Here is a 16,308-nt window from a genome sequence, read left to right on the forward strand (position 1 = left end):
CGCGAAGCGGTGACCAGGGCAAAGTGGAGAAAACGACCCGCGGTGCCGGAGCCCCGCGAGTCGCTTATCGTGACAAATCGGATCAGTGCTGTCGCGCGTGGCGAGCCCGGTTCTCGTCCCGGTCCGGCCCCGTGGCGTCGTCCGAGCCGGTCGGCTCGGCCGGAACGGGCGATTCGCTCGGCTCCGGGGAGCCGCTGCCGTCCGGCGAGGACGAGGTCGGCGAGGGCGTCGCCGACGGGCTGTGCGGCGTCGGCACGGGCGCGGTGGGGGTCGGCACCGGCGGCGCCGCACAGCAGTCGGCCGGCCGGGTCTCGGGCCGGCCGGCCGAGGTGGTCCGCGGCGGCTGCGGCACGATCGGCGGCGGCGCGGCCGGCGCGGCGGCGCCCACGGTCGGGGGCAGCACCCGGATCGTCCCGGGTACGGGCTCAGCCGCCGTCGTGGCCGCAGCCGGTGGCCGGCCGCCCGCCGCGTAGGCGGTGCCGCGGCCCAGGCCCGAGTTGGACAGATCACCCTCGGAGCCCCGCGGCGCCTCGGCGGCCAGCGGGTACGGCTCCGCACCGGCCGGCTTCTCGCCGACCAGCGCACCGATCCCGTTGACGACCGCGAAGTAGCTGCCCGCGGCCCCCGCGACCGCGAGGACGCCGAAGGCCGAGGCCGCCACGATCCGGCGCGGCCGGGGCACGAGCTGCTCGCCGTACGAGGTGCGCAGCCCGCCGGTCATGCCCGCACCGCCGAAGGTGCTGAGCCCGGTCGAGGTCACGTCCGGGTGGCCGGCGGACGGGCGGACGGATCGGACGCCGGCCTCCGGCTCGCCGGCGTCCGGCTCGGGCCGGTCCAGGTCGTACCGCACCGAGCGCCACGCTCCGGCCACCTCGGTGCGGGCTTTGCGCCACATGGTCATCGGGACTGTTCTCCGATCTCGAGGAACCGGGGACTTCCCGGTTCCGCATGCTCCGCTTGGTCAGCCGCGGAGCGGGCATGGCACGCTGGTCGGGTGACCGATTCCGTAACCGTGGGTGAGGCGGCGGCCCCGCAGCCCACCGGCCCGACCGAGTGGATCAACCTGCCCGACGTGGCGGACAAGCTCGGCGTGTCGATCAGCAAGGTGCACCAGATGATCCGCGACGGCGCTCTGCTCGCCGTCCGGCGCGACGGTGTGCGCGTGGTGCCGGCGGAGCTGGTGGCCAACAGCACCGTGCTCAAGCACCTCCCCGGCATCCTCACGTTGCTTCGCGACGCTGGGTACAACGACGAAGAGGCGCTGCGGTGGCTCTACGAGCCGGACGCAACCGTGGACGGCTGCGGCGCCAAGGGTCTCGGCGGGGACCGCGCCCGCGAGGTCAAGCGGCGTGCCCAGGCGCTGGGTTTCTGAGCGCCCACATGCGACACCTTTCGTATCTGCTCGTGCTCGTGGGCTGCCTGGTGTCCGCGATCTGGCTGGAGCCGGTGCTGAAGGTCAACGTGCTCCGCCGGTGGAAGCGGCTGCTGCTCACGCTGCTGCCGGTGGTGGTGATCTTCGTGCTGTGGGACCTCGGGGCGATCGCCGCCGGGCACTGGGACTTCGACCCGGAACAGACCACCGGCGTGCTGTTCCCCGGTGGGCTGCCGCTGGACGAGGTGCTGTTCTTCGTCGTGGTGCCGGTCTGCGCGGTGCTGGGCTTCGAAGCGGTCCGGGCTGTGCTGCGCCGGCCGGCCGGTGACGAATGACCTACACCGTCGCGGCCCTGCTCGGCGTGGCCGGTGCGCTGCTCGTGGATCTCGCGGTGCTGCGGACCCGGCTGGTGACCCGGGTGGTGTTCTGGGCCACGTACCCGATCATCATCGCCTTCCAGCTGCTGTCCAACGGCATCCTGACCGGCCGCCGGATCGTGGTCTACGACCCGGCGGCGATCATCGGCTGGCGGCTGGTGTACGCGCCGGTCGAGGACCTGCTGTTCGGCTTCGCGCTGGTGCTGCTGACCCTGTCGATCTGGGTCTGGCTGGGCCGCCGCGGGGTGCAGCGCACACCGGCGGCGGGGGAGGGCAGCCGGTTGCTGAAGTGGGGCCGGGCCCGCCTGGGACAGCGCGATTCCGCCGATCTGTGACACCATCCCGCGGTGCGTCCGAGGCCGTTGCTGCTGACCGCCGCGGCCGTGCTGGCCGTGGTGCACGTGATCGGGGTGCTGTTCGCCCGCCCGCTGTACCGCCCGGCTGAGGTCCTGGCCACGCTGTGCCTGCTGGCCTGCGCGATCGGCTCCGACCTGCGGGCTGACCGCGGGCCGGCGCGGTGGGGTCCGACCGTCGCGGCGGCCGTGCTGGTGGCCGGGGCCGCGCTGACCGTGCCGCCGCCGCCCGGTGACGGCACCGGATTGCAGTTCCTCAGCGTCGAGCAGTACGACGGCTCGGTCCTGCGCACCCAGCTCCAGAGCCTGATCCCGGTGACGGTCGCGCTCCTGTTCGTCCTGGTCCTGCTGGCGACCGGGGGGAAGCCGCGGCTGAGCCGGACCTGGCTCGGGGCGGCGATCGCGGCCGGGGTTCTGGTCGTCTTCTATACGGCCGCGCGTCTCGCGCTGATCAATTCCGTCCTGAAGGAAACCGGCCCTGAGGGGTTACCGAGACTTCCACCCGCAGTCGTGGCCCTGATGCCGTTGCTGCTGGCGTTGGCCGCGCTCGCACTCGCCGTGGTCACCGCAGCCCAGCGCCGACCGCTGGCTGCCGGTGGTGCGCTGCTGCTGGTGCCGGCCGCGCTGATCTGGATCGACACGGCGCTGGGGGCGACGCTTCTGCCCTACGAGGTCTACGACACCGCGACCCTGTTGTCGCCGGACCTGATCACAGCGACCGACACCCTGCCGCAACCGACGCAGGCACTGACCGCCGCCCTCTGCCTCACGGCTGCTGTTCTCCTGATCGCCGGACTCAGGAGCGCGGCAGCAGGCCCACGAGCGACGTGATGATCGCGAGCCGCAGGGCCGTCCGCAGTTCGATCTGGTGGACCGCGAGCTCCGGCTCGGACTCGTAGACGGCCAGCAGGCTCGGCGGCGGCGAGGTGTAGGCGGACAGTGCGCCCCCGATGAGCAGCAGGTTCAGGCAGAACAGCTCGGCGCGGTCGCCGATCTCGGGCAGGTGCCGCTGGACGAGGCCGGCCATCACCGCGAGGTTGCCCAGTGAGGCCCGCTTGTGCCGGCGGACGACCTCGACTGAGACGTTGTGCTCGAGCACCCCGCCCTGCGCGCCGTAGAGATCGCAGAGCACCGTCTGGGCGGCGAGCGACCGGCTGAGCACGTCGGCCACCTGCTCTGCCCGTTCGGCCGTGGAGCGGCCCGGGTCGATCGCCCGGGCCAGCTCCTGCTCCAGCTCGGCCAGCCAGGTCGCGGTCCGGTCGTCCATGAGGTCGAGCAGCACCGCCTCGCGGGACTCGAAATAGCGCAGCACCGCCGTCTTGGCCAGGCCGACCCGCCGGCTCAGCTCGTTCAGGGTCACCTCGGCGACCGGCATCTCGTCGAGCATCGCCGAGGTGGTCTCCAGGATCGCCCGGCGCCGGACCGCACGCTGCTCCTCGTTGCGGGCCCGCTGGAACGTCATGACGCCAACCCTAGCTTAGGTACCGGCGGTCCCTTGACAGTGTACCGGCGGTACATTAACGTCTCCGGTATAAGTAACCGCCGGTACATAAGGAGTCCGAGATGAAGTGGACCGAGCAGCAGATCCCGCGCCAGGACGGCCGGGTGGCCGTGGTCACCGGGGCCAACACCGGGCTGGGCTTCGAGACCGCCCGGCGGCTGGCCGAGCGCGGGGCGGCCGTCGTGCTGGCCGTGCGCGACACGGCGAAGGGCAAGCGGGCCGCCGCCCGCATCAACGGCGACGTCTCCGTCCAGGAACTGGATCTGACCTCGCTGGAGTCGGTCCGCGCCGCCGCGGCCGGCCTGCGCGCCACCCACCCGCGGATCGACCTGCTGATCAACAACGCCGGCGTGATGTACACCCCGAGGCAGACCACCCACGACGGTTTCGAGCTGCAGTTCGGCACCAACCACCTGGGCCACTTCGCGCTCACCGGACTGCTGCTCGACCTGCTGCTGCCGGTGCCCGGCTCCCGGGTGGTGACGGTCAGCAGCACCGGCCACCGCATCCGCGCCGCCATCCACTTCGACGACTTGCAGTGGGAACGGTCCTACGGCCGGGCCGCCGCCTACGGCCAGTCGAAGCTGGCCAACCTGATGTTCACCTACGAGTTGCAGCGCCGGCTGGCCGGGCACGGCACCACCGCCGCGGTGGCCGCGCACCCGGGGGTCTCCAACACCGAACTGGTCCGCAACATCCCGGCGGTCCTGCGCGGACCGGTCTCCTGGCTGGCCCCGCTGATCACCCAGCCCGCGACGGCGGGCGCGCTGCCCACCCTGCGGGCCGCCACCGACCCGTCCGTGCTCGGCGGGCAGTACTACGGCCCCGACGGCCTGGCCGAGACGCGCGGCCACCCGAAGCTGGTCACTTCCAGCCCCGAGTCCTACGACGTGACCGTGCAGGAACGCCTCTGGGCCGTCTCGGAGGACCTGACCGGCGTGCGGTTCCCGGTGGGCCGGGCCGTCGCCGCGGCGTGACCGCGGGGAGGCGCGGAGGATCTGCGCTCAGACCGCCCGGCGCGTGGCCGCGTCGGCGAGCTCGAGCAGAACCCCTCGCGCCTCCGCCTCGACCTGCGCCGCGGCCAGCTCGGTCAGCGCCGTCGTCGTCAGGGCGGTGATCCGCTCCTCGGTGCGCGCCAGCGCCCCGCTGTCGCGGATCAGCGCCCGCAGCCGTTGCACGCCGGCGTCGTCCAGCGCCGGATCGCCCAGCCGCGTCTCCAGCTCGGCCCGCTCGCCGGCCCCCAGGGCGGCGTGCGCGGCCGCCACCAGGTACGTCCGCTTGCCCTCACGCAGGTCGTCACCGGCCGGTTTGCCGGTCTGCGCGGGATCGCCGAACACCCCGAGCACGTCGTCGCGCAGCTGGAACGCCTCGCCCAGCGGCAGTCCGTAACCCGAGTACGCCTGCAGCAGCGGCTCCGGCGCCCCGGCCAGCGCCGCGCCGAGCAGCAGCGGCCGCTCGACCGTGTACTTCGCCGACTTGTAGCGCGCCACCTTGCTCGCTCGCTCCAGCGACGTGTCCCCGGTGACCACTGTGAGCACGTCGAGATACTGGCCCGCGGTCACCTCCGTACGCATCTCGTCGAAGACCGGCCGGGCCCGGGCCAGATCGGCCGGCTCGATGCCGGAGGTGTGCAGGAGCTCGTCGGACCAGACCAGCGCCATGTCGCCGAGCAGCACAGCCGCGCTGTCACCGAAGCTGTCGCCGGCCCCGCGCCAGCCGGCCGCGGCGTGCCGGGCCGCGAACCGGCGGTGCACCGACGGCTCGCCCCGGCGGGTGTCGGAGCGGTCCATCAGGTCGTCGTGGATCAAGGCGCTGGCCTGCACGAGTTCGAGCGCCGCGACCGCGGCGACGATCTGCTCGGAGTCCGCCCCGCCGGCGCCGCGGTAACCCCAGTAGGCGAAGGCCGGGCGCAGCCGCTTGCCGCCGAGCAGCACGAAGTCGTCGAGCGCGTCGGCGACGTCGGCGAGGGCCTCGTCGATGGCGAGCAGCCGGGCCCGCTGGGTGGCGAGGAACACAGCGAGGGCCTTGTCGACGCGAGGCCGCAGGCCGGCGCGTTCTAGCGGGGACGTCACGGGGCCAACCTAGCGGGTCCCGCCGGGTCCGCCAGCCGGTAGAGTCTGCGGTGTGTCTCTCGGACTTCCTTCGCGGCTCCCGACGTCTCCGGCGATCGGGGAGCTCATCCGTCGTCCGGATCCCACGTTCTCGTTCGAGTTCATGCCGCCCAAGTCGCCCGAGGGTGAGCAGCTGCTCTGGCAGACCATCCGCGAGCTGGAGACGCTGCGGCCCGACTTCGTCTCGATCACGTACGGCGCCGGCGGCAGCACCCGGGACACCACCGTCGCGGTGACCGAGCGGGTCGCCACCGAGACGACCTTGCTGCCCATGGCCCACCTCACCGCGGTCAACCACTCCGTCGCCGAGCTGCGCAATGTCATCGGGCGCCTGGCCGGGGCCGGCATCCGCAACGTGCTCGCCGTCCGGGGGGACCCGCCCGGCGACCCGATGGGCGAGTGGGTGCGCCACCCCGACGGCGTGCTCTACGCCGAGGATCTCGTGCGGCTGCTGCGCGAGGCCGGTGACTTCAGCGTCGGGGTCGCCGCCTTCCCGTACAAGCACCCTCGCTCGGCCGACATCGAGAGCGACACCCGCAACTTCATCAGCAAGTGCCGCGCGGGCGCCGACTTCGCCATCACCCAGATGTTCTTCGAGGCCGACGAATACCTGCGCCTGCGCGACCGGGTGGCCGCCGCCGGCTGTGACACGCCCATCGTGCCGGGGGTGATGCCCGTGCTGCGGATGGCCACCATCGCCCGCGCCGCGCAGCTCTCCGGGGCGCCGTTCCCGCCCGCGTTGCTGAGCCGCTTCGAGCGGGTCGCCGACGACGCCGCGGCAGTGCGCGCGCTCGGCATCGACCTGTGCAGTGAGATGTGCCAGCGGCTGCTCGACGAGGGCGTGCCGGGCATCCACTTCATCACCATGAACCGATCCACGGCGACCCGTGAGGTGTGGCAACACCTGGCCGCCAACGTCCCGGCTTGACCTGGCAGGAGTACGCGGCGGCCTGGTCCAGGCTGCACGGCGGCTTCGACCCCGAGTCCGCCGCACCGGTCGTGCGCGGCTGGATCCGGCTGGCGTACCGCGGCGGCAGCCTGCTCGGCCGGCTGCGAATCAGCCCGGCCACCGTCACCGCCTGCGGTCTCCTGCTCTGTCTCGCGGTGCCGTTCGCCGCTCTGCTGGGCCGCTCGGGTCTGCTGCTCGGGGCCGTGCTGGTCCTGCTGGCGGGTTTCGCCGACGCGCTCGACGGCGCGGTCGCCGTGGTGACCGGCCGGACCAGCCGGCTGGGGTTCGTCTACGACTCGGTCGCCGACCGGCTGGGCGAGCTGGCCTGGCTGGCGGCGTTCTGGGTGGCCGGCGTGCCGGGCTGGCTGGCGGCGGCCGGCGCCGCGGTGAGCTGGCTGCACGAGTACGTGCGGGCCCGCGCCGCGGCCGGCGGCATGGACGGCCTGGGCATCGTGACGCTGGGGGAGCGTCCCACCCGGGTCTCGGTGGCGATCAGCGGGCTGCTGGTCGGCGGGGTCGCCGGCCTGGTCCACCCGGGCTGGGAGACGGCCGTCGTGCTGGTGGCGGCGATCGTCTGGCTGGCCCTGGGCCTGATCGGACTGACCCAGCTGGTCGTCGCGGTACGCCGCGAACTGTCCGCCTGAGGATCTTTATTCGGTTGTCCATGATGGCGTCACCCCCTACCTTTCTCAGCAACGACGTGTCCCGGATCACCGGGGCCAAAGGGAGATACACGTGACTGCCTTCCGGCACGAGAGCTGGGCTGACGGCCCCGGTTGACGCGCTTGCGCGCCGACCGGCCGCCGTTCGTCCCTGTGCCTCGGGACGGACGGCTTTTTCGTGCCGAGACAGGCAGGGAGGTGACCCGCGATGAGCGTGGTCCTCGTACTCAACGCCGATTCCGGGCCACTGCACCGGGTCAGCGTCCGGCACGCCATCCGCATGCTGTGCCGCGAGGTGGCGGTCGTGGAGGAGGCGCAACCGGACGCCCGGATGGGTGTCTTCCCGATCCCGACGGTCGTCCGCCTGGTCAGCTACGTGGTGACGCGCTGGCGGCACGGCCGCGGCCCGGGCTGGTCCCGCGGCGGCGTGCTGACCCGCGACGGCCGCCGTTGCGCGTACTGCGGCGGCGCCGCGTCCACCATCGACCACGTGCTGCCGCGCTCGCGGGGCGGCGGCAACACCTGGCTCAACACCGTCGCGGCCTGCGGGCGCTGCAACCAGCGCAAGGGCGACCGCACGCCGGCGGAGGCGCGGATGCCGCTGCGCCGGGCGCCGACGGCACCCGGCTGGGCGGCACTGACCGCGCACTGATGACGACGGCCGGCGGGTTCACACGGGGGTCCGTCGGTCGTCCATCAGGCCGGCAGCAGCAGCGCGTCCACCATCGCCCGGTACGCGACCGGGTGCACGACCGGGATGCCGTACTGGCGGGCCTTCTTGGCCTTGCCGGACATCGAGTCGGGGTCGGCCGCGACGAGCAGCCGGGTCCGCTTGTTCACGGCTTCCCCCACCACCAGGCCGGCGGTTTCGGCCTCGGCCTGCCACTGTTCGCGGTCCGGCTGCATCGTGCCGGTGAAGACCACCAGGTCGCCGCGCCGCAGCTGCCAGAACTGCCGGTCCGGGTCGGCGGCCGCCCGCGCGGCGTCGGTCAGGGCCTTGTCCACGGCCGTGGCGGGAAGCCCGAGGAGGGCGGTGACGCTGTCCAGGTCGTGCCGCTCGGCCGGGCTCAGGACACCGTCGGCCAGGGCGGCCACCGCGAGGCCGGTCAGGTACCGCTTGTGCAGGCACCGGACGTCGGCCTGCCCGAGTCCGAGGGATTCGGCGACCACGATGAGCCCGTCCGCCTCGGTCGCCGAGATGTGCCGGTCCAGCAGGGCCTGGTCGAGCAGGTCCAGGTAGGCGTCTGCCCGGGGCTCCTGCTGCCGGGGCAGGCGGTCGGTGAGCTGGGTCAGGAAGTGCGGCTCGCGTACCCCGGGGGACCGGCGGCGCACAGCGGCGACCGCGGCCACCGGCAGGGCGGGCCAGGGCAGCGCCCGGGCGCCGGTGAGGGTCGGTGTCCACGGGGGCGGGGCGCCGGTGATCGTCAGGTAGTAAGCGAGCAGGTCGGCCGCCGCGTGGGCGTCGTGCAGGGCCGAGTGGGCCCGGTGCGCGGGCAGGCCCGCGGCGCGGCGGCAGTCCAGCAGGCTGCGGCCGGCGCTGGGCAGGAAGTGCGGGGCCAGCTGCATCGTGCACAGGCCGTGCCGCGCGTCGACCGGCACGGTGTGGCCGAGGCGGCGGAACTCGGCGGCCAGGAACAACGCGTCGAAGGCGAGGTTGTGGGCGACCAGCGTGCGTCCCCGCAGCAGGCCGGCGACCGCCCCGGCGAGCTGCGCGAAGCCCGGGGCCCGGCCGGTCTCCGCGGCGGAGATGCCGTGGATGTGCTGCGGTCCGAGATCGCGGTCCGGGTTGATCAGGCTGCACCACTCTTCCTGCACCCGGCCGCGTTCGTCGAGGTGCACGACCGCGATTTCGATGATCCGGTCGTGCCAGCCGGCGCGCAGTCCGGTGGTCTCGACATCGATGACCGCATACATGGATGCTCCTACGCGCTGTTGGTCCTGATTGCCCCGCGCCGTCCGGCTCGGGCCATGACGCTAACAACGCACCGCAGGCGGGGGACTCCGCTGCGTGGGGGGTCTTGTCAGCCGTAGCTTGCCGAGAAGAAGACGACACGCTGAGGCCGCAGGTCGTCCCGGAAAGGGATCATCCGGTACGGGATGATCGCGCGTTACGCTTCGGTCATGTCCTCCGCAGCCCCCGAGCGCACCGAGCGCGATGTCACCGGCCTGCTCAACATGGCTGGTCACGCCCTGTCCAACCGGCTCGCCGCCGCGCTGGCCGCCGTCGATCTCACCCCGCGCATGCAGTGCGTCCTGGTGCACGCCCTCGAGGAGGAGCGCACCCAGATCCAGCTGGCCGCGCTGGCCGATCTGGACAAGACGACGATGGTCAGCACCGTGGACGACCTGGAGCGACGCGGGCTGGCCGAGCGCCGCCCGTCGGCGACCGACCGGCGGGCCCGGATCATCGCGGTCACCGCGGCCGGCCGGGCCGCCGCCGAGGAGGGGCAGCGGATCGTCGACCGGGTGCACGCCGAAGCGCTGGGCGCCCTGCCTGAGCAGGCACGCGAGGCTTTCGTGGCGGCGCTGCGGCAGCTGGTCGACGGCGGCCTGGAGCCGGGACCCCGGCCGGTGCGGCGGGCACGGCAGGCGACAAGTAGGTGACATCTGGATAGTCCGCTAGCGGACTATCTGCTACGGTCGCACCATGGTTGCTTCCGCGTACCCCCGCCGTGGCCCGGCCCTCGCCGTGCTCTGCGCGATGTCGCTGATGATCGTGCTGGACAGCACGATCGTGGCCGTCGCCGTGCCCGCCATCCAGCTCGATCTCGGCTTCTCGCCCGCCGGGGTGGCCTGGGTCGTCAACGGTTACCTGATCGGCTTCGCCGGTTTCCTGCTGCTGGCCGGGCGCCTCGGTGACCTGCTCGGTGCCCGCCGGATGTTCCTCGCCGGCCTGGGTGTCTTCACCGCCGCGAGCCTGCTCTGCGGTCTTGCGGACACGGCTGCGCTGCTCGTGGCGGGCCGGTTCGTGCAGGGCGTCGGCGGCGCGCTCGCGTCCGCGGTGATCTTCAGCCTGATCGTGCGGCTCTATCCGGAGCCGGGCCCGCAGGCCCGGGCGATCGGCGTCTACAGCTTCACCCAGGCCGGCGGGGCCGCCTTCGGCTTCGTGGCCGGCGGGCTGCTCACCGAGGCCGCCGGCTGGCCGTGGATCTTCCTGGTCAACGTGCCGATCGGCGCGGCGGTCCTGGCCGGTGCGCTGCGGGTGCTGCCCCGCGAGGCGGGCCTCGGGCTGGGCGACGGAATGGACGTGAGCGGGGCGGTGCTGATCACGGCGGGACTGTCGCTCGGCGTCTACGCCATCGTGGACGGCGTCCTCTGGTGCGGCGTGACGGCGGCCCTGCTGGTCGCCGCCTTCCTGCTCCGCCAGCGGTACGCCCGCCGCCCCCTCGCCCCCCTGCCCGTGCTGCGCCGCCGCTGGCTGCTGGGCACCGGTGCCGCCGTGGTGCTGATCTTCGCCACCGGGATGGGCTTCCAGTTCGTCAACGCGCTGTTCCTGCAGCGGGTGCTGGGCCTGGACGCGATCGGGACCGGCCTGGCGTTCCTGCCGACCCCGATCGTGATCGGCCTGATCTCGCTGTTCGTGGCGCCCCGGGTGACTGCCCGCCTCGGCGCCCGGCCGGTGCTGCTGGCCGGACTCGCCGTGCTGGCCGCGGGCCTGCTGCTGCTGGTCCGGGTGCCGGTCGAGCCCCGGTACGCGGTCGATGTCCTGCCCGCCCTGATCGTCATGGGCCTGGGCATCGGCGTGGTCATCCCGGCGATCATCATGCTGGCGATGGCCGGCGCCGGGCCGGGCGAGACCGGGCTGGTGTCCGGCCTGACGAACACGGCGCAGCAGGCCGGCGCGGCGCTGGGCCTGGCGGTGCTGGCGGTGGTGGCGGCCCGGGTCACCGATGCCGGCCTGGCCGCCGGGTTGGCCGAGGTCGCGGCGCTGCGCGACGGTTACAGCCGCGCCTTCCTGACGGCTGCCGGGTTCGCCCTGGGTGCGCTGGTCATAGGCGCCCTTGTGCTCCGCCGTGGTCCCTCACCTGTTGCCGGCGACAGCGGGCTCGGCGACGACAGGGTCCGGCTGGACGGGGATCCGCCGGTCGCGGAGGCGGCGGCTGCGGGACCGGTCGCGCTCGAGCCACCACTCTGCCGCCAGTAGCGGCAGCGTCCAGCCGAGCCAGGCGGCCACCCCGGACACGACCCAGCCGAACAGCACCTCGTCACCGTGGAACGTCGTGTCGAGCCGCGGTGCGAGGGTGATCGTGGCGACCGCACCCCAGATCCGGTTGGTGATGATGGACGCGGTCAGGGCGAAGCTGCGGATCATCCACCGCCGGTGCTCGGCGAAGCGCCGCTGCCGGGCCATCCGCCAGCCGGCCAGGGTGCAGCCGAGCCAGAGGGCGGCGAGCAGCACGTTGCTGGCCCGGGTGACCGGTCCGAACGGCGTGAACGCCCCCACCACCAGCGCGGTCAGTCCGGCCGGGAGCACGCCGCCGAAGACGTAGAGCCGGCCGAGCCGCCGGTGCCAGGCCGGATGCCGGGCGCGCAGCCAGGGCCAGATCTGCAGGACCGCCGTGGCCAGCGCGATGCTGCCGAACAGCACGTGCGGCACCAGCGTCCAGTAGTGCGCGACCCCGAGGGCCTCGGGCTGCGGGACGCGGGAGCGGTCCGGGTCGAGGCTGAGGTACGGCGGCAGCGAGAAAGCCAGAAAGATCGTCACCAGCGCGCCCAGCGGGAAGACCCACGGTCGCCGCCACCACGTCGGTCGTGCCTTCATCGCCGCCTCCTCAGTTGCGTATGCCATACGCAAGCAGCGTACGACATACGCATGAACTCCGGAAGGGGCGCTCGTAGGATGACCACCGTGACGACCGAGATCCCGCGTACGCTGCGTGTCCTCTGGGGTGAGCCGGACCGGCCCGGCGGTCGGGGGCTGAGCCGCGAACGGATCGTCGCGGCCGGCATCGCCCTCGCCGACGCCGACGGCATCGCGGCCCTTTCCATGGCGCGGCTGGCCGAGCGGCTCGGCAGCGCGCCGATGTCGCTCTACCGGCACGTGGCCAACAAGGACGAGCTGCTGGCCTTCATGACCGACGCCGCCCCCGGCCCGCCGCCCGAGCTGCCGTCCACCGGCTGGCGGCCCGCGCTGGAGACCTGGGCCCGGGCGCTGCGCGGCGTCTACTACGCCCACCCGTGGGTCCTGCAGGTCACCGCGGGGCGGCCGCCGCTGGACCCGGGCCAGCTGGCCTGGCTGGACCGGGGTCTGTCCGCTCTGGACGGCACCGGGCTGGGCCCGGCCGAGCGGTTGGACGTGCTGATGACGGTGCTGCACTTCGTCCGCGGCGAGGCCCAGATCGGTGCGGTCGTGCTGCGGGGCGGCGACGGCGATCCGGCGGACTACGGACGGCTCATCGCCCACTTCGTCACTCCGGAGCGCATGCCCGCGCTGGCGGCGGCCTCGGCGGCCGGCGTATTCCGGGCCGCCGGTGACGATGCCGAGCGGGCGTTCGCCTTCGGGCTGACCCGCGTGCTCGACGGCGTGGACGTCATGGTGACGAACGGTGGAGGCTGAGCTCGGGCACCTCGCGGAGATCGGCGCGGCCCGGGCCGCGCTGGACGAGCGCGAGCTCGAGCTGATCGACCGGGCGCGCCAGGCCGGTGCCACCTGGGGCCAGGTGGCCGCGGCCCTGGGCCTGGCCAGCCGCCAGGCGGCCGAGCAGCGCCGGCAACGACTGGTGGCGGCCGCGCGGTCGCGGCGCCACGACCAGGATCTGCGGTACGCCCACAGCATCGTCACCCTGCGCGCGGCCGTCGACGACCTGCACCGCGGCATCGCCACCGACCGCCGCTGGGTGTCCCGCTTCCCGCGCGCGGCCCTGGTGCGGGCCACCGTGCAGACCGCCCTGGACGCGCCCCCGGGCGGCCTCTACGCGCTGGCGGCCCAGGCGGACGAGGATCTCGCCGCCGCGCCGCTGCCCGGCCACGTCCGGCTCGCCGCCGCGGCCCTGCGCCGGGCCTTGTCAACGGATCGTTGACAACGCCGACAGATATTGAGCCGCCCAGGCTCAGCTGTCCAGGATGGGGCATGCGTCGCAACGCCGTACTCTTCGTGGCGATCTCGCTGCTGTCCGGCTTCGGTAGCACCGCGATGTCGCTGGTGGCGGGCATCTGGATTCTGGATCTGACCGGGTCGCCGAGCCGGGCCGCGCTGACCGGCCTCTGCGTCTACGCGCCGACACTCGCCGGCCCGTGGCTGGGCGCCCTGCTCGACCGGGTGCCCCGCCGCCCGCTGCTGATCGCGACCAACCTGCTGCTGGCCGCGTCCCTGCTGAGCCTGCTGGCGGTGCGCACCGTGGCCCAGAGCTGGCTCATCTTCGCCGTCGCCCTCACGTACGGGATCAGCTACGTCCTGCTCGACGCGGGTGAGTCGGCCCTGCTCCCGGTGGCGCTGCCGGCCGGCGCCCTCGGCGACGTCAACGGCTGGCGGTCCAGCGCCCAGGAAGGCACCAAGCTCGTCGCCCCGCTCGCCGGCGCGGGCCTCTACGCCTGGCACGGCGGCGCGGCCGTCGCCGTCCTCAGTGCGGCGATGCCGGTGATCGCAGCGGTCCTGTACGCCGCTCTGCGCCTGACCGCCGCCCCGGCGACCACCACGAATGTCGCGCCCGGGCCAGGTCTGCGCGCCGGTCTCGCTGTGCTGGCCGGGCACGGCCTGCTGCGGGTGACCGTCACGCTCGCCGCCGTCTCGATCGCCGTGTCGGGCTTCGCGACCGCCGCCCAGTACGAGGTCGTGACGGTCGGCCTGGGCCTGGCCGCGACCTTCCTCGGCGTGCTGGTCAGTGCCCAGGGTGCCGGCTCCGTGGTGGGCGGCCTGATCGTCGGCCGCCTGATCGCCCGGCGGGGCGTGACGGCCGTCGGCGTGGCGGGCACGGCGTTGTTCGCGATCGGCCTGGTAGCCCGCTGCCTGCCGTGGTGGCCGGCGTTGCTCGTCGGCGCGGTGATCGGCGGCATCGGCCTGCCCTGGACTCTGACCGCGGCGGTGACGGCCGTGCAGACCCACACCCCGCCCGACCGGCTGGGGCGGGTCGCCGCGACGGCGAACACGGTCATGTTCGGCCCGACCGCCCTGGCCATCCCGCTGGGCGCGGTGGCGGTCCACCTGGGAGCCCGCCCGGTCCTGCTGGCCGGGGCCGCCCTCTGCCTCGCCGCGGCGGCAACCGTCGCCCGCCGCTCCCGGCACCGGCCTCCGGCCGGGGCAACTGTGCACATTGGTAGGTAAGCAGGCTTTTGGAGGAGATGTCGGAACCGGTGACCGCGGTCAGGGGCCTCGGACCGTCCGTCCGATCCGGTGCGGTGTGTCCCGTGTGAATCATGTGGCGTCTGCCCGGCAACGCCGGCAAGACGGGTGTCGTCACGAGCGTCACCGCGACGTTCGACAGCGACAGCGACAGCGACAGCGACGGTGCCGGGGACAAGACCGTGGTCATCGAGGCCGGCGCCGCGGACGACGACGACATCGTCTTCGTGGGCCACAGCAAGGCGTGGGTGGCCACGACCACACCGGCCACGACCCCGGCGGGCGTGCCGACCACGCCGACGGGCACCGCCACCGGCGACAGCACGCCGCCCCCGACCGCGACCCCGTCGCCCACGCCGGCTGCGGGCACCGGGCCCGTGACGGCGGTGGCCTGCCCCTGACCGGTGCCGTGGTCAGCAGCATCGCCGCGGTGGGCGTGGCCCTGGTCGGCGGCGGCGCGACCCTCCTGCTGCGCCGCCGGCGCAAATTCATCGCCTGACCACCGCACTCCGGCTGACGGCCCGCTCCGACGGTCACCCGACCGCGCGGGGCGGACCGTCGTGCTACTGCGCCGGTGGAGTCGTCAAACCGTAGTCGAGTGTTCGCGGCGGATTTCCCTCCGCCTTGAAAACGTTGTAGCCGAAATACGTCGTGCCGATGACGGCCGGGTACCGCGAGCAATAGAAATGCGTGGTCGCCCGCAGGGCCGCGCGTTTAACCGTGACGTCGGCCACTAATCCCGCGGTCTGGTCCGGCATTGACTGCTGCGCGGCCAGCGTCTGGAATCCGTATTCGACGACGATCGGCGCGCCCGGCTGCCCGGCCACCGCCCGGTCCGCTGCCGCCCGCAACCGGGGGGCGTCGATCAGCTCGTCCGTACTGCTGCCGGCGTGCGGCACCCGGCTGCCCGGATAGCTGTAACTGGTCAGCACGTAGCCGTCGGCGCCGCTGTCGCGATAGGACGGGATCCGGTACGAACCGTCCCAGCCGTAGAACAGGCCGACGAACACCGGTGCCGGGCCGGCGTGCGGCCGGACCAGGCTCACCAGCGTCTTCGCGTACGTCACCTGGCGTTGCCCGGACAGCTGCGAATTGACCCCGCCGAGGCGGGCCTGCACCCGCGGGTCGTCCACCGGCATGTTCAGCGCGAGGTACGCGACCGGCTTGTCCCGGACGTAGTCGAGCAGCTCACGGTGCCTGTCGAGCACCTCTGCCGCGTCCTCGGGCCGGAAGGCGAACGTCGCCGGTTCGTACGCCTCCAGCCGGACGACCGCGCGCATCCGCAACGTGGTCAGCGCGGTGAAGAACTCGTCGAGGCGGGACCGGCTCCACGTCTCCAGGCCGTACACGTTGACCGTGTCGATGCCGTACCCGTCGCGCATCCGCCGCAGCTCGCCGGCCACATCCGTGGTCGGGGACCAGGTCGCGCCCTGGATCCAGCCGGCCGGGCCCGGATACGGCGTCAGCGCGGCGGAGGTGCCGGCCGGACAGGCCCGGGCCGGGCGGTCGCCGTCCGACCCGCACGCCGTGAGCGGCAGCACCGCCAGTGTGAGGGTCAGCACATGGGCCAGTTTGAATGTCATGCCGCCATTTCTCCGGTATGGACACAACGTTTCCGTGCGCCCCACAATACCCCGCTGACCTGCCTCGGTGGCCGAGCCGTCAGATATTGACAGAGTTCATCCGGGCGAAACAATACGGCGC

20 protein-coding genes and 1 pseudogene are annotated in these 16,308 nt (G+C 73.3%); 15 read left to right on the forward strand and 6 right to left on the reverse strand.

The window, feature by feature from the left end; all coding sequences use genetic code 11:
• Window positions 1-82: 82 nt before the first annotated feature.
• Complete coding sequence (locus tag Aau02nite_RS39830; protein ID WP_212993844.1) at window positions 83-901, reverse strand: hypothetical protein; 819 nt, start codon at window positions 899-901, stop codon at window positions 83-85.
• 93 nt (window positions 902-994) lie between these two features.
• Between Aau02nite_RS39830 and Aau02nite_RS39835 the strand changes: the two genes are divergently transcribed.
• Genes Aau02nite_RS39835 through Aau02nite_RS39850 form a run of 4 tightly spaced genes read left to right on the forward strand, consistent with a single transcriptional unit; the run spans window position 995 to window position 2,933 of the window.
• On the forward strand, window positions 995-1,372 hold the full coding sequence (locus Aau02nite_RS39835) for an Rv2175c family DNA-binding protein (protein ID WP_212993845.1): 378 nt from the start codon (window positions 995-997) through the stop codon (window positions 1,370-1,372).
• Between the two features lie 8 nt (window positions 1,373-1,380).
• Entirely contained in the window at window positions 1,381-1,707 is a 327-nt protein-coding gene (locus Aau02nite_RS39840; protein ID WP_212993846.1) for a lycopene cyclase domain-containing protein, read from the forward strand.
• Entirely contained in the window at window positions 1,704-2,084 is a 381-nt protein-coding gene (locus Aau02nite_RS39845) for a lycopene cyclase domain-containing protein (RefSeq protein WP_212993847.1), read from the forward strand. Before Aau02nite_RS39840 ends, Aau02nite_RS39845 begins: the two co-directional genes overlap by 4 nt.
• 12 nt (window positions 2,085-2,096) lie before the next feature.
• On the forward strand, window positions 2,097-2,933 hold the full coding sequence (locus tag Aau02nite_RS39850; RefSeq protein ID WP_212993848.1) for a hypothetical protein: 837 nt from the start codon (window positions 2,097-2,099) through the stop codon (window positions 2,931-2,933).
• Here Aau02nite_RS39850 and Aau02nite_RS39855 read toward each other — a convergent pair.
• A complete protein-coding gene (locus Aau02nite_RS39855; protein WP_212993849.1) occupies window positions 2,899-3,564 on the reverse strand; it encodes a TetR/AcrR family transcriptional regulator in 666 nt (221 codons plus the stop codon). The genes Aau02nite_RS39850 and Aau02nite_RS39855 overlap by 35 nt on opposite strands.
• A gap of 101 nt (window positions 3,565-3,665) precedes the next feature.
• Between Aau02nite_RS39855 and Aau02nite_RS39860 the strand changes: the two genes are divergently transcribed.
• Window positions 3,666-4,580 carry an SDR family NAD(P)-dependent oxidoreductase gene (locus Aau02nite_RS39860; protein WP_212993850.1) on the forward strand — a complete coding sequence of 305 codons (915 nt, stop codon included), beginning with the start codon at window positions 3,666-3,668 and terminating at the stop codon, window positions 4,578-4,580.
• A 27-nt stretch (window positions 4,581-4,607) separates the two neighbouring features.
• On the opposite strand, the gene Aau02nite_RS39865 is transcribed toward Aau02nite_RS39860, so the two are convergent.
• A complete protein-coding gene (locus Aau02nite_RS39865; RefSeq protein WP_212993851.1) occupies window positions 4,608-5,675 on the reverse strand; it encodes a polyprenyl synthetase family protein in 1,068 nt (355 codons plus the stop codon).
• A gap of 52 nt (window positions 5,676-5,727) precedes the next feature.
• Here Aau02nite_RS39865 and metF point away from each other — a divergent pair, with 52 nt between their 5' ends.
• From metF to Aau02nite_RS39880, 3 genes are all read left to right on the forward strand, one after another.
• Window positions 5,728-6,642, forward strand: coding sequence for a methylenetetrahydrofolate reductase [NAD(P)H] (gene metF, locus Aau02nite_RS39870; RefSeq protein WP_212993852.1), 915 nt, complete (start codon window positions 5,728-5,730; stop codon window positions 6,640-6,642).
• On the forward strand, window positions 6,639-7,307 hold the full coding sequence (locus Aau02nite_RS39875; protein WP_212993853.1) for a CDP-alcohol phosphatidyltransferase family protein: 669 nt from the start codon (window positions 6,639-6,641) through the stop codon (window positions 7,305-7,307). The genes metF and Aau02nite_RS39875 overlap by 4 nt, the downstream gene beginning before the upstream one ends.
• A 226-nt stretch (window positions 7,308-7,533) precedes the next feature.
• Window positions 7,534-7,977, forward strand: coding sequence for an HNH endonuclease (locus Aau02nite_RS39880; RefSeq protein ID WP_212993854.1), 444 nt, complete (start codon window positions 7,534-7,536; stop codon window positions 7,975-7,977).
• A 44-nt stretch (window positions 7,978-8,021) separates the two neighbouring features.
• On the opposite strand, the gene Aau02nite_RS39885 is transcribed toward Aau02nite_RS39880, so the two are convergent.
• On the reverse strand, window positions 8,022-9,239 hold the full coding sequence (locus tag Aau02nite_RS39885; protein ID WP_212993855.1) for an exonuclease domain-containing protein: 1,218 nt from the start codon (window positions 9,237-9,239) through the stop codon (window positions 8,022-8,024).
• A gap of 207 nt (window positions 9,240-9,446) precedes the next feature.
• Between Aau02nite_RS39885 and Aau02nite_RS39890 the strand changes: the two genes are divergently transcribed.
• Complete coding sequence (locus tag Aau02nite_RS39890; protein ID WP_212993856.1) at window positions 9,447-9,929, forward strand: MarR family winged helix-turn-helix transcriptional regulator; 483 nt, start codon at window positions 9,447-9,449, stop codon at window positions 9,927-9,929.
• Between the two features lie 43 nt (window positions 9,930-9,972).
• On the forward strand, window positions 9,973-11,469 hold the full coding sequence (locus Aau02nite_RS39895; protein ID WP_246595803.1) for an MFS transporter: 1,497 nt from the start codon (window positions 9,973-9,975) through the stop codon (window positions 11,467-11,469).
• A gap of 75 nt (window positions 11,470-11,544) precedes the next feature.
• Here the strand turns inward: Aau02nite_RS39895 and Aau02nite_RS47005 are convergent.
• A pseudogene (locus tag Aau02nite_RS47005) lies at window positions 11,545-12,114 on the reverse strand (DUF2306 domain-containing protein); the annotation flags it as partial.
• A gap of 60 nt (window positions 12,115-12,174) precedes the next feature.
• Here Aau02nite_RS47005 and Aau02nite_RS39900 point away from each other — a divergent pair.
• From Aau02nite_RS39900 to Aau02nite_RS39920, 5 genes are all read left to right on the forward strand, one after another.
• Window positions 12,175-12,882, forward strand: coding sequence for a TetR/AcrR family transcriptional regulator (locus Aau02nite_RS39900; RefSeq protein ID WP_212993857.1), 708 nt, complete (start codon window positions 12,175-12,177; stop codon window positions 12,880-12,882).
• Entirely contained in the window at window positions 12,872-13,345 is a 474-nt protein-coding gene (locus tag Aau02nite_RS39905) for a hypothetical protein (RefSeq protein WP_212993858.1), read from the forward strand. The genes Aau02nite_RS39900 and Aau02nite_RS39905 overlap by 11 nt, the downstream gene beginning before the upstream one ends.
• A 50-nt stretch (window positions 13,346-13,395) precedes the next feature.
• Window positions 13,396-14,586 (forward strand): MFS transporter, encoded by a 1,191-nt coding sequence (locus tag Aau02nite_RS39910; RefSeq protein WP_212993859.1) that lies wholly within the window; start codon window positions 13,396-13,398, stop codon window positions 14,584-14,586.
• Between the two features lie 92 nt (window positions 14,587-14,678).
• Complete coding sequence (locus tag Aau02nite_RS39915; protein ID WP_212993860.1) at window positions 14,679-15,005, forward strand: hypothetical protein; 327 nt, start codon at window positions 14,679-14,681, stop codon at window positions 15,003-15,005.
• 8 nt (window positions 15,006-15,013) lie between these two features.
• Window positions 15,014-15,103: an LPXTG cell wall anchor domain-containing protein gene (locus tag Aau02nite_RS39920; RefSeq protein ID WP_212993861.1), complete on the forward strand. Its 90-nt coding sequence runs from the start codon at window positions 15,014-15,016 to the stop codon at window positions 15,101-15,103.
• Window positions 15,104-15,167: 64 nt separating this feature from the next.
• Here Aau02nite_RS39920 and Aau02nite_RS39925 read toward each other — a convergent pair whose 3' ends face one another.
• Window positions 15,168-16,187 carry a hypothetical protein gene (locus tag Aau02nite_RS39925; RefSeq protein ID WP_212993862.1) on the reverse strand — a complete coding sequence of 340 codons (1,020 nt, stop codon included), beginning with the start codon at window positions 16,185-16,187 and terminating at the stop codon, window positions 15,168-15,170.
• Window positions 16,188-16,308: the final 121 nt, after the last annotated feature.

Origin of the sequence: Actinoplanes auranticolor, from assembly GCF_018332655.1 — a bacterium.
Classification (GTDB): Bacteria; Actinomycetota; Actinomycetes; order Mycobacteriales; family Micromonosporaceae; genus Actinoplanes; species Actinoplanes auranticolor.

Excerpts from the sequence above, each read along its gene's own strand:
- Aau02nite_RS39830 (WP_212993844.1), bottom strand. The coding sequence starts at position 901 with ATGACCATGTGGCGCAAAGCCCGCACCGAGGTGGCCGGAGCGTGGCGC.
- Aau02nite_RS39840 (WP_212993846.1), top strand. The coding sequence starts at position 1,381 with ATGCGACACCTTTCGTATCTGCTCGTGCTCGTGGGCTGCCTGGTGTCC.
- Aau02nite_RS39845 (WP_212993847.1), top strand. The coding sequence starts at position 1,704 with ATGACCTACACCGTCGCGGCCCTGCTCGGCGTGGCCGGTGCGCTGCTC.
- Aau02nite_RS39855 (WP_212993849.1), bottom strand. The coding sequence starts at position 3,564 with ATGACGTTCCAGCGGGCCCGCAACGAGGAGCAGCGTGCGGTCCGGCGC.
- Aau02nite_RS39860 (WP_212993850.1), top strand. The coding sequence starts at position 3,666 with ATGAAGTGGACCGAGCAGCAGATCCCGCGCCAGGACGGCCGGGTGGCC.
- Aau02nite_RS39880 (WP_212993854.1), top strand. The coding sequence starts at position 7,534 with ATGAGCGTGGTCCTCGTACTCAACGCCGATTCCGGGCCACTGCACCGG.
- Aau02nite_RS39885 (WP_212993855.1), bottom strand. The coding sequence starts at position 9,239 with ATGTATGCGGTCATCGATGTCGAGACCACCGGACTGCGCGCCGGCTGG.
- Aau02nite_RS39890 (WP_212993856.1), top strand. The coding sequence starts at position 9,447 with ATGTCCTCCGCAGCCCCCGAGCGCACCGAGCGCGATGTCACCGGCCTG.
- Aau02nite_RS39895 (WP_246595803.1), top strand. The coding sequence starts at position 9,973 with ATGGTTGCTTCCGCGTACCCCCGCCGTGGCCCGGCCCTCGCCGTGCTC.
- Aau02nite_RS39910 (WP_212993859.1), top strand. The coding sequence starts at position 13,396 with ATGCGTCGCAACGCCGTACTCTTCGTGGCGATCTCGCTGCTGTCCGGC.
- Aau02nite_RS39915 (WP_212993860.1), top strand. The coding sequence starts at position 14,679 with ATGTGGCGTCTGCCCGGCAACGCCGGCAAGACGGGTGTCGTCACGAGC.
- Aau02nite_RS39925 (WP_212993862.1), bottom strand. The coding sequence starts at position 16,187 with ATGACATTCAAACTGGCCCATGTGCTGACCCTCACACTGGCGGTGCTG.